Genomic DNA, 13785 nt, shown 5'->3' with positions numbered 1-13785 from the left:
GTCTGTTTGGCGGTAAACTGAATTAGTGGAAGAATGCATGCTCATGCCTACAAAAACGGTGCATAGTGGTATAATTGCGCCGATTTTTTTACCAATTATTGCAAGTACACACGGAGAACCTCATGGCTTTAGTTTCTATGCGCCAACTGCTCGACCATGCTGCGGAAAACAGTTATGGCCTGCCGGCGTTTAATGTCAATAATCTTGAACAAATGCGTGCGATTATGGAAGCGGCCGATGAAGTTAACGCTCCGGTGATTGTGCAGGCCAGTGCTGGTGCACGCAAATATGCCGGTGCCCCGTTTTTACGGCACCTTATTCTGGCTGCCATTGAAGAATTTCCGCATATTCCGGTTGTGATGCATCAAGATCATGGTGCATCACCGGAAGTATGTCAGCGTTCAATTCAGCTGGGCTTTTCATCGGTGATGATGGATGGTTCGCTGCTGAGTGATGCCAAAACACCTTCCACTTATGAATACAATGTAGATGTCACTCGCAAAACTGTCTATATGGCACATGCCTGCGGTGTATCAGTAGAGGGTGAAATCGGCTGTCTGGGTAATTTGGAAACCGGAGATGCCGGTGAGGAAGATGGTGTGGGTGCGGCAGGTAAACTCAGCCATGAACAGATGCTCACCAGTGTGGATGAGGCAGCGCGTTTTGTACAGGATACGGGTGTTGATGCTCTGGCCATTGCTATTGGTACCAGCCATGGCGCCTATAAATTTACCCGTAAGCCGACAGGGGAAGTACTGCGTATCGACCGCATCCGTGAAATTCATGAACGTTTACCTAATACCCATCTGGTTATGCATGGTTCCAGCTCAGTACCGCAGGAATGGTTACAGGTGATTAACGAATTTGGCGGCAATATTCCGGAAACGTATGGTGTGCCGGTAGAAGAAATTGTCGAAGGTATTAAATACGGTGTACGCAAGGTTAATATTGATACAGATTTGCGTCTGGCCAGCACAGGTGCTATCCGCCGTTTTCTCGCTACGCATCCGGCAGAATTTGATCCGCGTAAATACTTTACTGAAACCATTAAAGCCATGAAGCAGGTTTGTATTGATCGTTATGTGGCCTTTGGAGCTGCCGGTCATGCTAGTCAGATTAAACCAATTTCTTTGGAAAAAATGGCAAATCGTTACGCAGCTGGCGAGCTGGTACAGATTGTAAAATAAGTATTTTTACATGTAATAATGGACTGTCCGGGAAAGGACAGTCCATTATTGTTTTATATACTGCTTTTTAATTTATCTGCCGGTGTGGCAAGAAAATTGATTCAGACACAGTCTGCTTCACAAAATGGTATGGCAGTCTGAGTAAACCGGCGCTGAAAATACAGTAATCCCTGATTTTCCTGTGAATTAATATTTATGTGCTCAACTGCTACATAAAATACGCTGTGGCTGCCCATATCATGGCTGTCGACAATGTGACCGTGCAAATGCGCCAGTGCTCCTACTAACTGAGGCTGAGCGGAGTGGTGATGATTTTGCCAGTCGTTTTGCAGAAAACGCTCGGTTACCGGAACTGATGTTATTCCGGCAAAATGTTCCGCAACATCCTGCTGAGATGAAGCCAAAACGTTAACGCATAAACGCCCGTTGGCGCGAAGAATCGGTTGAATACGGGCGTTTTGATTAATGCATAATAATAGAGTAGGGGGTGTATCTGTTACCGAGGTTACAGCAGTGAGGGTAATGCCATAGCGGCCTGCTGAACCTTCTGTAGTAATAACATGTACTGCAGCAGCAACTTTTGACATAGCTTCGCGATACAGCAAAGCCATGGCTGAAAGTGGTTGATTCATTTTATTCGGTTTCTGATTCTTCTTTATCTATTGCGATGTTGGTAAATTCTTTCAGCATTGAGCTCAGTTGTTGTAATCTTTCCTGAGAAAAACGCTGTTCCAGTACTTTGTAACGTGCATCTACTGAACGACACAAATCTTCATACAATTTTTCTCCGATTGGGGTCAGCTTGAGAAAAACCCGTCGCTGATCATTGGAAGGTTTGAGACGGACTACATAATTCAGTTTTTCCAGTCTTGTCAGGATGCCGGTCAGGCTTGGACGCAAAATACAGGCTTGTTTAGCTAAATCCTGAAAATCCATGATACCATTTTCTGCCAGTAAACGGGTAATACGCCATTGCTGATCGGTAATGCCAATATCGTTCAGCATCGGGCGAAAATGGGAAAGTAATGCTTCACGAGCCTGAATTAGGCCGATGTTGAGAGACGAATATTTAGACGTATTAACCACCTGATAACTCCAATCTTTACAATATATCCAGCTTGCATGAAAATTAAGCAAAATACGATTTATAAATAAAATCTATAAATCATTTTTTATCAATTTTACATAATATTATTATAAATTTGAATAATTATGTGTAAATAAATTACAAAACAAGTACATTGTATTTAAATAATGGGTTGTTTTAGAATAAAAATTGAATTTTTTACTTATTATTGCAATATTTTTGATAATTATTAAAATACCATCAGCCTGAATGCATATATATATGCTGCCAGTTTATCTAGCTTATACATACATTCTTGGGCTGATGGTTATAGAAAAATGTAAATAATTTAATTATGGTATTTTTGCAACTGTTGTGTAATTTTGGTTATTTTATCCTGTAATTGATTCAATTCTGAACGATCTTTTTCTACCAGATGTGCAGGTGCCTTGTCGGTATATCCCGGTTTCGCCAGTTTTGCTTCAATTTTGTCGATATTTTTCTGTAATTTTTCTGCTTCTTTCTGTAAGCGCGCCGTTTCAGCTGCTTTATCTACCTCGACTTTCAGCATCAAGCGCACACCCTGACATACTGCTACCGGGGCATCGTCACTTTCTGGCAAATGGGTTACCTGTCTGGCTTCACTCAGACGTGCCATCAGTGGCAGATATGGAAGAATTTCACCCAGATCGGTATTGCTTTCAATCAATAAAGGTACTTTTACACTCATCGCCAGCCCCATTTCACCACGCAAATTGCGTACTGAATTAACCAGCTCCTGCAAATAATGCATCTGATTTACCGCATCAGCATTATTCAGACTGCTGTCAGCCTGTGGCCATGCGGCCAGCATGATGCTGTCAGTATGTTTTGCGTTAGCCAGTGGTGCAATAGTCTGCCACAGTTCTTCAGTGATAAACGGCATAATCGGATGCAGCAGACGCAGTACTACTTCCAGAACGCGTACCAGTGTGCGCCGCGTTGCGCGCTGCTGTGCTTCATCACCACGTTGCAACTGAGTTTTGGCCAGTTCTACATACCAGTCACAGTATTCATTCCAGATGAATTCATATAAGGTCTGAGCAGCCATATCAAAACGGTAGGTGTCCAGTGCTTCACTCACTGCTGAAATGGTTTGCTGCAGACGGGTCAGCAACCATTTATCAACAAAGCTGTAACTTAGCGGCAGGCTTTCATCCTGCCCGCAATCGTGATTTTCAATATTCATCAGCACAAAACGGCTGGCATTCCACAATTTATTGCAGAAATTACGATAGCCTTCGGCACGTTTGAAATCGAAATTGATACTGCGGCCAAGGCTGGCATAGCTGGCCATAGTGAAACGCAGAGCATCGGCACCAAATACCGGAATGCCGTCAGGAAACAGTTTTTGTGTCGCTTTGATTACCTGCGGCGCTTTTTCCGGGCGGCGCAAACCGGTAGTACGTTTAACCAGCAGGTTTTCCAGATCAATACCGTCAATCAAGTCCACTGGATCAATGACATTGCCTTCAGATTTAGACATCTTCTTACCTTCATGGTCACGCACCATGCCATGAATATACACATCATGAAAAGGTACTTTGCCGGTGAAGTGGGTAGTCATCATAATCATGCGTGCTACCCAGAAGAAAATAATTTCATAACCGGTTACCAATACCTGAGAGGGTAGGAATGCCTGCAATTCCGGTGTTTTTTCCGGCCAGCCAAGAGTAGAAAACGGCACCAGAGCTGAAGAAAACCAAGTGTCCAGTACATCTTCGTCACGGGTCAGAACCGCATCTTCACCCGCCTGTGCCTGTGCTTCGGCTTCATTACGCGCTACATAAACATGGCCGTTCTGGTCGTACCATGCCGGAATCTGGTGACCCCACCACAACTGGCGGGAGATACACCAGTCCTGAATATTGTTCATCCACTGGTTATAAGTATTAACCCAGTTTTCCGGAATAAAGCGTACTTGTCCGCTTTCCACTGCATGAATACATTTTTCAGTCAGGGTTTTACCTTTAAACTCTGATTCCGGTTCCGGATTGGCAACATTATTATCAGCACTGCGGGTCATAGCCACAAACCACTGACTGGTCAGCATTGGTTCGATTACACTGCCGGTACGGTCACCTTTAGGTGTCATCAGTTTGTGTTCTTCCACTTTTACCAGTAAACCCTGAGCTTCAAGGTCTGCGACCATCTGTTTGCGTGCAGCAAAACGATCCAGTCCGGCATATTGTGCCGGTAACGTAATACCAGCCTGAGCTTGACCCTGAAAATCAAATACTTCTGCCTGCGCTAGTATTCTGGCATCCAGGCTAAGTACATTAATCAGTGCAGTCTGATGACGTTTACCCACTTCATAGTCATTAAAATCGTGAGCCGGTGTGATTTTAACGCAGCCGGTACCGAAATCTTTATCTACATACTCATCAGCAATCACCGGAATAGTGCGGTCGGATAATGGCAGCACCAGCTGTTTTCCGATGAAACCGGCATAACGTTCATCATCGGGATGTACCGCTACGGCTACGTCGCCCAGCAAAGTTTCCGGACGGGTAGTGGCAACAATCAAAGCGTTATCCGGATCATCAGCCAGCGGATAACGGATATGCCACATATGACCGTTTTCTTCGATATTTTCCACTTCCAGATCTGATACAGCTGTACCCAGTACCGGATCCCAGTTCACCAGCCGTTTACCGCGATAAATCAGACCCTGTTCAAACAGGCGTACAAATACTTCGCTAACCACTTCGGCACGTACATCGTCCATTGTGAAATATTCACGGCTCCAGTCTACAGAGCAGCCGACACGGCGCATCTGTTCGGTAATGGTGCCGCCAGAGAATTTTTTCCAGTCCCAGATTTTGGCAATAAATGCTTCCCGGCCTAAATCATGGCGGGTAATGTTTTCTACTGCCAACTGGCGTTCCACCACAATCTGCGTAGCAATACCGGCATGGTCAGAACCGGGAATCCAGCACACATTTTCACCTTTCATGCGGTGATAACGGGTAAGGCCATCCATAATAGTCTGGTTAAATGCATGCCCCATATGCAGGGTACCGGTTACATTAGGTGGTGGCAGCTGAATAGCGAAAGAAGATTTGCTTAAATCCAGTGACGGTGCAAAATAGCCGCGTTGTTCCCATTGCTGATATAAACGGGTTTCGATTTCACTCGGAGAATATTGGGTGTTTAACATAGTTATGAATTGGAAAAAAATCAAAAAATAAGATTCTGATTATAACCCATGCGCTGAGGCATGGTTTAAGACGATGCGCTTTTGTCAGAATCCGGATATCAAAGCAAACGGTCTTATTTTCAAAATACAGGTTAAGTCGAATAAACGATTAATTATTAAGCGAATGCCATATATGAAAATTATCAGTACAGGCGGATAATTAACTAATAAATGTATATTTCTGTTGCTTTATCTGTTTATTATCTGTGTAAGTGGGGTAAAACTAGTGCAGAATCCCAATCAATTATCCCCCGGTATGCGTAGAATATAGGGGGAAGTAATTAAAAGTGGATTAAATCAGTAGCAGTGATTACTGGCAGACATCAGCGGAAGTAGTCATGCCTGTTGCTGCCATCGAAAGCAGCCGGTTTTCAGACAACACTTCTTAAAAGCTGCGGCCGGAGTTGCATGGACAGGGATCATTGCGCCCCAGCTTTTCATGCAGAACTTTGTCGCTATGAACAGTTCTTATCAGTCCGCGTTTAACGTTGGTTTCTGACGGGAAACCTCTGCGGCGTTTGCTGGTTGGCTCAAAAAAAGCCTTTATCATTAAATTTGCGCATTATCGTGTACTCCTTTTTAAGATAATGTAATTAAACAGCAATCATAAATTGCTCGGAATATTTTACTGTAAAAATATAAGATTATCCATACAGGATACTTGTTATAAGCTATTTTTCAGGGAAATAGCAGAAAATAAAAAGCTGCCTGAATATGAATTCAGGCAGCGTATTGAAGACTTGGATTATTGCGGTAATATACCTTTCATGCCTTTGGCCAGACGCATCAGTTTGCCCATACCACCCTTAGTAAACGATTTCATCATTTTTTGCGACTGTTCAAATTGTTTGAGCATTTTATTTACTTCCTGAACAGTAACACCGGAACCATTGGCAATGCGGCGTTTACGGCTGGCTTTAATCAGCATCGGATTGGCGCGTTCTTTGGCTGTCATCGAGTTAATGATAGCCTCCACTTGTCCCATGGCTTTTTCTGCTGTACCTTCCGGCACCTGTTTGGCCATTTGCCCCATATCGCCAGGCAGCTTCGCCATAATGGATTCAATCCCACCCATTTTACGCATCTGCTGAATTTGTGCTTTGAAGTCATTCAGGTCAAAACCTTTGCCTTTATGCAGTTTTTTTGCCATCTGCTGCGCGGTTTTTTCATCAATGCCTTTTTGCACATCTTCAATCAGTGAAAGTACATCCCCCATACCGAGAATGCGTGAAGCCAGACGATCCGGATAAAACGGTTCCAGACCGTTGATTTTTTCACCTACACCAATAAATTTAATCGGTTTGCCGGTTACATGGCGTACAGACAAAGCGGCGCCACCACGGGCATCACCATCCATTTTGGTTAGTACCACACCAGTCAGAGGCAGCGTATCATTAAAAGCCTGTGCCGTATTTACGGCATCCTGACCCTGCATGGCGTCTACTACAAACAGAGTTTCTACCGGATTAATCGCTGCATGTATCTGCCGGATTTCATCCATCATTTTCTGGTCAATAGCCAGCCGGCCGGCAGTATCCACCATCAGTACATCATAAAAATGTTTTTTTGCATGATCCAGAGCATTCAATGCAATGGTCACCGGCTGTTCACCTTCGTGTGAGGGGAAAAAGTCCACTTCAACCTGCTGTGCCAGTAGTTTTAACTGCTCAATTGCCGCCGGACGGTATACGTCGGCAGAAACCACCAGCACCTTTTTCTTCTGCTCATTTTTCAGCAGCCGGGCCAGTTTGCCTACCGTGGTGGTTTTACCTGCACCCTGCAAACCTGCCATCAGAACCACGGCTGGTGGAACTGCAGCCAGATTCAGACTGCTGTTTTGTGTGCCCATCAGTTCGGTAAGAGCATCGTTTACCACACCAATAAAAGCCTGTCCGGGCGTAAGACTGCCAATAACATCATGACCTACTGCACGTTCTTTTACCGAAGCCATAAACGTTTTTACAACTGGCAGGGCAACGTCTGCTTCGAGTAATGCCATACGCACTTCACGCAGAGCATCTTTGATATTGTCTTCACTTAAACGCGCCTGTCCGCGCAGAGTTTTCGCGATTTTACTAAAGCGATCTGATAGATTGTCTAACATCGAAACCATCTCCGGCTAATTGTAAGCGGTTTGTATATATCTGGTGAAAGTTGCTTGTTTTCAGCTTAATCACAGAGTAAGTGGGTATGATAAGTAGTGATTTGGTTATAAAATGGCAACCCGTTGCTATGCCTGCCCGAATTTCGGGCAGGCATAGCAATAATCAATACCTATTTTACACTATCCGCGCTAATTTTTGGCGCGCTATTGCTGCGGAAAAATCATGAGCTTATTGCTGCTGGTGCTTATTCTTGCTTATGCCGTGCTTTCTGTACTGGCATGGCGGTTCTGGCAACGTCATACTGATGTGCCTTACCCGCTGCGGGGTGAGCAGTCACTGTTACTGCTGATATTGTTGCTGCATACCTTTGTCGTATGGCAGCCAATGATACAGCAACAAGTGCTGCTGGTAGGGTTTGGTCAGGCACTCGATCTGATTACCTGGTTAATGGTACTGCTGTATTGGGTAGGCAGTTTTCGCTATCGCCTGCAGGGATTGCAGCTGGCACTGTTTCCTTGTTCGGCACTCGTGCTGTTGATTGCCTTACTGCTGCCCGGACAGGCTATTGCTTATCCGATGCACAATACAGCATTCATGATACATGTTTTGTCGGCATTGCTGGCTTATGCCCTTTTTGGCATTACAACCCTGCTGGCTGTGCTCATGCTGGTACGCAATCATTATCTGCATCGGCGTAAAACTGTTCCGCAGCAATCATTCCTGCCGCCTTTGCTGGCTATTGAAAAATTAATGTTTCAGGGTCTGCAGGCGGGATTTGTGCTTCTGACTATAGCGGCTGTCAGCGGCACAGTATTTTCCGAAGCTGTATTTGGTGAGCCGGCACGTTTTAATCATAAAACGGTATTCGGCGTGCTGTCATGGATAATCTATCTGGTTATCCTGCTCAGACATCATATGCAGGCATGGCGCGGGAAAAAAGTGGCATGGTGGGTTATTGTGTCATTTGTCAGCCTGATGCTGGCTTATTTTGGCAGCAAGTTTGTGCTGGAAATTTTGTTTTAATCTTTTTTGTAACTAGTTTCACCCTGATTTGTAACCATAGGATATTTGAATGAGTGACTTACAATCGTCAGTTGACAGCCCGAAGCAGAGCGCAGCTGAACAGCGTTTAGCCACACCTGAAGGACGACGGGAATTTGTTAGAGCAACACTTTCCTGCTGGCTCGGAACCACCATGGAGTATGTGGATTTTGCTTTATACGGTCTGGCCGCAGGGCTGGTATTCGGAGATGTATTTTTTCCGGGAGAAACGTACACAATTGCTCTTCTGTACAGTTTTACCACTTATTCAGTCGGCTTTGTTGCTCGCCCGATTGGTGCTATATTTTTTGGCCGTCTTGGTGACCTTAAAGGACGTAAATTTGTACTGGTAACTACTATTGCTTTGATGGGCATTTCCACTACGCTAATTGGTTTTATCCCTAGCTATGCCACTATCGGGATATGGGCACCAGTTCTTCTAGTTGTACTGCGTTTTATGCAGGGTTTCGGAGCAGGTGCTGAACTTTCCGGCGCTACAGTAATGCTGGGAGAATATGCACCCCCCAAACACCGCGGTCTGATTGCTTCGATTATCGGTATCGGTTCCAACAGCGGTACATTGGTCGCTTCGTCTGTCTGGCTGCTGGTGTTAATGCTGAATAAAGAAGATGTAGCCAGCTGGGGTTGGCGGATACCTTTTATTCTCAGTGCACTGATTGCTCTTGCCGCTACTCTTATTCGCCGCCATTTACGGGAAACTCCGGTATTCGAGCAGGAACAAAATGACGCAAAACAATCCCAGTTACAAAAACCTGAAATATCAGCTTCACAAACTACGGTGACAGCTGAAAAAACTTCCTTTCTGGCACGTAATAAAGCATTTTTCGTCATGTTGGGCTTACGTATTGGTGAAAATGGCCCATCTTACCTGGCGCAGACATTTGTTATCGGCTATGTTGTCAAATCTCTAAAAATGAATGAAAACGTTGCGACTTCTGCGGTATTTGTTGCGTCTTTGTTAGGCTTTTTTGTGATTCCGTTTGCCGGCTGGTTATCCGACCGGTTTGGCCGCCGTATTGTTTACCGCTGGTTCTGTTTGCTGCTGATGCTGTATGCTGTTCCGGCTTATATGTTTCTGGAAACACGAGATCCATTTATCGTAGCCAGTATTATTGTTATTGGTATGTGTCTGGCGTCACTGGGTATTTTCGGTGTACAGGCAGCCTATGGGGTAGAACTGTTCGGGGTGCGTAATCGTTACTCTAAAATGGCTTTGGCCAAAGAGCTCGGAGGTATCATGTCAGGTGGTATTGCGCCATTAGTTGCCACAGCATTGCTGGATCATTACAAGATATGGTGGCCGATTGCAATTTATTTTGCAGCAATGGCAGGCATTGGCTTTATAACTACATTCTATGCTCCGGAAACTCGCGGACGCGACCTGAATGCGGTAGAAGACGCTATTTAACTGCTTTAACCAATTGATAGAATCACCAATAACGGAGTCAGTTACTGACTCCGTTATAATTGAAGCACAGGTAAATATTTATGAAGCGTATCGTAATTGACTGTGATCCCGGCAATGGTATTGCAGGTGCGAATGTAGATGACGGGCTGGCACTGGCGCTGGCACTGGCTGCAGATTCAATTAAACTGGAATTGATTACCATTGTGGCTGGTAATACACCACGGGATACCGGTTTTCAGGTAGCGCACCAATTAATGCAGGAATTGAATCAAAGCATCCCGGTAGTAAAAGGAGCTGCTCAGGCATTACTTGAACCGGCTGCCCCATGGCGTGAACAACTGGATAATAATGTACGCAAACAGGGATTATTGTCTTTATGGGACAATCTGCCACCGCTGCCGCCATTAAATGATCATAGTGCGCCACATGCAGCTCAGGCAATTGGTGAACTGGTGTGTAATAACCCCGGTGAAATTACCGTGGTGGCTATTGGTCCGTTAACCAATATTGCCCATACCATCCAGCTTTATCCCGATTTTGCCCGGTCTGTTGCCGAAATTGTCATCATGGGCGGTGTATTTCAGCTGGACAGCTATCTTAAGGATACCAACTTCGCTGTTGACCCTGAAGCAGCCAAAATTGTTATCGAAAGTGGAGCCAATATTACCCTTGCACCGCTGGACGTAACTACACAGACACTGCTCACCCATCAGGATCTGGATAAACTTCAGAGCTTTGCCAATCCGCTTGCAGATTTTATTGTCCGTACATCACGTCCGTGGATGGACTATTCTATTCAAACACGTCAGCTGGCCGGTTGCTGGATTCATGATGTATTGTGTGTCGCCAAGCTGATTGATGAAAGCATTGTTACCAGCTCACCTTATATTGTTGATGTATCCACTGCGCGCGACTGTACCCGTGCCAGCAGCCGTCGCTGGAAAGAAGGTGCACTCAGACTGACTGTCGGTATGCCCCCAGTCAGTCATCAGCCTGTTAATGTAATGGAGCAGGTAGATAATCAGCGTTTACTTGAAATTATATTTAATGCATTAGGTCAGTATCGCTGCTAGAAAATATTAGAATATCTTACAGTAATAACAAAAATCTGTTCTAAATACCGCTATAATAAATATTTATGGTTTTAATAACCATCATGATAACGATAATCCGCATCAAAATATTGCATTTGTTTATTTCAGTGTTAGGATAGGCACGCAATACAAGAGAAATCAGCAGGTTTACCATGTATAAATTAATTATCAATATTTCTCTTCCTGTTTTGTGGCAACAACAAAACAGGAGAGCATAATGTTAGCCAAAATCAGTCAGAAATTACCTGAATTATCTTCAGCGGAACGCCGGGTGGCTGAATGTGTACTGGCGCAGACCAAGTGGTTTGTACACGCAGCTGTAGCCACTATTGCCAAAGAGGCACGCGTCAGCCAGCCTACGGTTATCCGTTTTTGCCGTACCATGGGCTATAGCGGGTTACCTGAATTTAAACTCAATCTTTCCGCCAGTATCGGCCATGACGGTATGCCGTATGTTCATGAAGAGCTTAACAGCACCGATTCTATGCAGGATGTGCTGAATAAAGTTATAGCCAGTACCGCAGCCACGGTGCTTGGCAGCCGTAAATCCCTTAATGCGGCTGACTTGGAAACCGCAGTCAGGCTGATGGCCAAGGCTCGCCGTATAGAATTCTATGGCGCAGGCAATTCAGGTATTGTTGCAATGGATGCTCAGCACAAACTTTTCCGTTTTGGTTTGTCTACAGTTGCTTATACTGATAGTCATGTACAACTGATGGCTGCTGCCGTATTGTCACCACAAGATGTGCTGGTTGTTATTTCGCATTCAGGTTCTTCACGAGATTTACTTGATGCAATTAAAATTGCCAAGGGTAACGGTGCAAAAGTAATCGCTCTTACCCGTGCCGGATCACCCGTCGCACAAGCCTGTGACTGTGTCATTAGTGTTGTTACCCCTGAAGACAGCGAAAAATATACCCCGATGATTTCCCGTCTGCTGCAGCTGATGGTAGTTGATATGCTGACTATCGGCCTGGCCTTGCATCTGGGCGAAAATGTAAGCGAAATGCTGGCAAAAACCAAGGCAGGGGTTAAGCTGAAATTTTTACAACATTAATTTCAGCAGAAAAACAGCTTTTGGTATGATTTACTATCAGCCAATATGATTACCTGTATAAAATTTCTGCCGGTTGTCAGCGGGTTTGCATTGTCCCCTCAGGCACGGTATTTATCTTAAATTATTACAACGAAATGAGCGCTAGTGAGTAACAAAACCCGTCAAATTAAACGTCAGACCGAACAGCAGAAAAACGTTAAAACTTCAGGAGTGGCTACGCAGCAGAAAAGAGGCTCTGCCATCTTGGTAGGCATTATTGCTATTTGTCTGCTTGCAGGAGGGCTGTATATCGGCGGTTGGTTTAATCTGGTTACACCGGCACAGATTCAGCAGTGTGAAACAGCAGTCAGACAAACATTTCCACAGGCTGCTGATCAGAATGTCTTGCTGCCCAAATGTAATAATCGCCATATGATTGAAGGCATGAGCAGCCCGGGCAGCCAGAAACTGAGTTCTAAACAGATACTGGAAAGTCTGGATGTGGGCAAAACTGTTGATTTAGTTTCTATGTTTATCGGTGGAGCGCTGATTGGTGCGGCTATTGCTGCATTTGCTGCCAGCTACCGTATTTTTCAGCGCAAGCTTGGTAAAAATACCGATTGATTTAAAAGCGTACTTTACAGCCTCATTCTATAAATACTGGTTAATCAATGTATATGCAGTATAATTAATCATTATTTACTAAAAAGATTTAGTTTGTACATGAATAAAAAAACTATCCGTTTATTGCTGGCTCTGGTGTGCAGTTTATTCTTCAGCCTGAATGTCTATGCCCAGAAATTCTTTAAACCACAAAATGGTGATCTTATTTTTCTGGAAAATTGTGACGGCGGTATGGATAGTGCCATTAAAGCTGCTACCAGTGGTCTGGCCGGATATAATTTTACTCATGTCGGAATTGTCTGGCAGAAAACCCCAAATCAGTATTTTGTTATTGAAGCTACCACTCCTAAAGTCCGTATCACATCTCTGAAAACATATCTGCATCCCAAAAAACAGTGTCAGCCGCGAGCAGTAGTGGGCAGATTGAAAGCACCTTATCAGGCACTGATTCCTTCTGCTCTGATTTATGCACAGCAAAAAGTAGGTAAAAAATACGATGATGCCTTTGATATCAATAACGATCAGTATTACTGTTCTGAGCTGATTTATCAGATATTCAAGGAAGCCAATAACGGGCAGGAAGTATTCCCTTTACGCGCAATGACCTTTAAGTCTAAAGATACTGGAGAATTTCCTGATTACTGGATAAAGCATTTCCAGAAAATGGGTATTCCGATACCTGAAGGTCAGCCCGGAAATAATCCGGGTGATATGTCCCGCTCTGATTTAATTGATATTGTTCATTATTATTAGTCATTAACCAACAGACCGGCATTAATTATGCTGGTCTGTTTCATTATAGAAACTAAACTTTATCCGGCACATACCAATTTAACCAGTCACTAATTATGAGCCAGATAAACGGATTAATACAGATATCCGTACTATTCCTGAATAATGAAAATTAATAGCATCAAAAATTTTATACCGAGTTAGCTGTCTTATATTTATAATTAGCAAAATGA

The 13785-nt window shown here is 44.2% G+C and carries 12 protein-coding genes; 7 read left to right on the top strand and 5 right to left on the bottom strand.

Features of this window, described 5'->3' with window-relative positions:
* Positions 1-122 precede the first annotated feature (122 nt).
* Positions 123-1187 carry a class II fructose-bisphosphate aldolase gene (gene fba, locus GY065_RS10785; protein WP_025331513.1) on the top strand — a complete coding sequence of 355 codons (1065 nt, stop codon included), beginning with the start codon at positions 123-125 and terminating at the stop codon, positions 1185-1187.
* Between the two features lie 101 nt (positions 1188-1288).
* On the opposite strand, the gene hpaC is transcribed toward fba, so the two are convergent.
* The 5 genes from hpaC to ffh all read right to left on the bottom strand — a co-directional run bounded on the left by hpaC (position 1289) and on the right by ffh (position 7595).
* The gene (gene hpaC, locus GY065_RS10780; RefSeq protein WP_244621526.1) at positions 1289-1819 is read right to left on the bottom strand and encodes a 4-hydroxyphenylacetate 3-monooxygenase, reductase component; all 531 of its coding nucleotides are present in this window, start codon (positions 1817-1819) and stop codon (positions 1289-1291) included.
* A gap of 1 nt (position 1820) precedes the next feature.
* The gene (gene hpaR, locus GY065_RS10775) at positions 1821-2273 is read right to left on the bottom strand and encodes a homoprotocatechuate degradation operon regulator HpaR (protein ID WP_037475056.1); all 453 of its coding nucleotides are present in this window, start codon (positions 2271-2273) and stop codon (positions 1821-1823) included.
* A 329-nt stretch (positions 2274-2602) separates the two neighbouring features.
* Positions 2603-5452 carry a valine--tRNA ligase gene (locus GY065_RS10770; protein WP_174834116.1) on the bottom strand — a complete coding sequence of 950 codons (2850 nt, stop codon included), beginning with the start codon at positions 5450-5452 and terminating at the stop codon, positions 2603-2605.
* Between the two features lie 424 nt (positions 5453-5876).
* Entirely contained in the window at positions 5877-6041 is a 165-nt protein-coding gene (locus GY065_RS10765) for an SEC-C metal-binding domain-containing protein (RefSeq protein WP_037475061.1), read from the bottom strand.
* A gap of 195 nt (positions 6042-6236) precedes the next feature.
* Positions 6237-7595 (bottom strand): signal recognition particle protein, encoded by a 1359-nt coding sequence (gene ffh, locus GY065_RS10760; RefSeq protein ID WP_174834115.1) that lies wholly within the window; start codon positions 7593-7595, stop codon positions 6237-6239.
* A gap of 223 nt (positions 7596-7818) precedes the next feature.
* Between ffh and GY065_RS10755 the strand changes: the two genes are divergently transcribed.
* The 6 genes from GY065_RS10755 (at position 7819) to GY065_RS10730 (ending at position 13573) form a co-directional block, all read left to right on the top strand.
* Positions 7819-8619, top strand: a complete 801-nt coding sequence (locus GY065_RS10755; protein ID WP_174834114.1) for an inner membrane protein YpjD — start codon at positions 7819-7821, stop codon at positions 8617-8619.
* Between the two features lie 49 nt (positions 8620-8668).
* Entirely contained in the window at positions 8669-10066 is a 1398-nt protein-coding gene (locus tag GY065_RS10750) for an MFS transporter (protein WP_174834113.1), read from the top strand.
* 80 nt (positions 10067-10146) lie between these two features.
* Positions 10147-11139 carry a nucleoside hydrolase gene (locus GY065_RS10745; protein WP_174834112.1) on the top strand — a complete coding sequence of 331 codons (993 nt, stop codon included), beginning with the start codon at positions 10147-10149 and terminating at the stop codon, positions 11137-11139.
* A gap of 238 nt (positions 11140-11377) precedes the next feature.
* On the top strand, positions 11378-12217 hold the full coding sequence (locus GY065_RS10740) for a MurR/RpiR family transcriptional regulator (protein WP_037475072.1): 840 nt from the start codon (positions 11378-11380) through the stop codon (positions 12215-12217).
* 144 nt (positions 12218-12361) lie between these two features.
* On the top strand, positions 12362-12820 hold the full coding sequence (locus tag GY065_RS10735; RefSeq protein WP_174834111.1) for a hypothetical protein: 459 nt from the start codon (positions 12362-12364) through the stop codon (positions 12818-12820).
* Between the two features lie 99 nt (positions 12821-12919).
* Positions 12920-13573 carry a YiiX/YebB-like N1pC/P60 family cysteine hydrolase gene (locus GY065_RS10730; protein ID WP_194241856.1) on the top strand — a complete coding sequence of 218 codons (654 nt, stop codon included), beginning with the start codon at positions 12920-12922 and terminating at the stop codon, positions 13571-13573.
* Positions 13574-13785 lie beyond the last annotated feature (212 nt).

The organism is Snodgrassella sp. ESL0323, from assembly GCF_013346865.1.
Taxonomy (GTDB): domain Bacteria; phylum Pseudomonadota; class Gammaproteobacteria; order Burkholderiales; family Neisseriaceae; genus Snodgrassella; species Snodgrassella alvi.
Note: the sequence above shows the minus strand (reverse complement) of the source record. Positions and strands in the feature narration are given on the sequence as shown.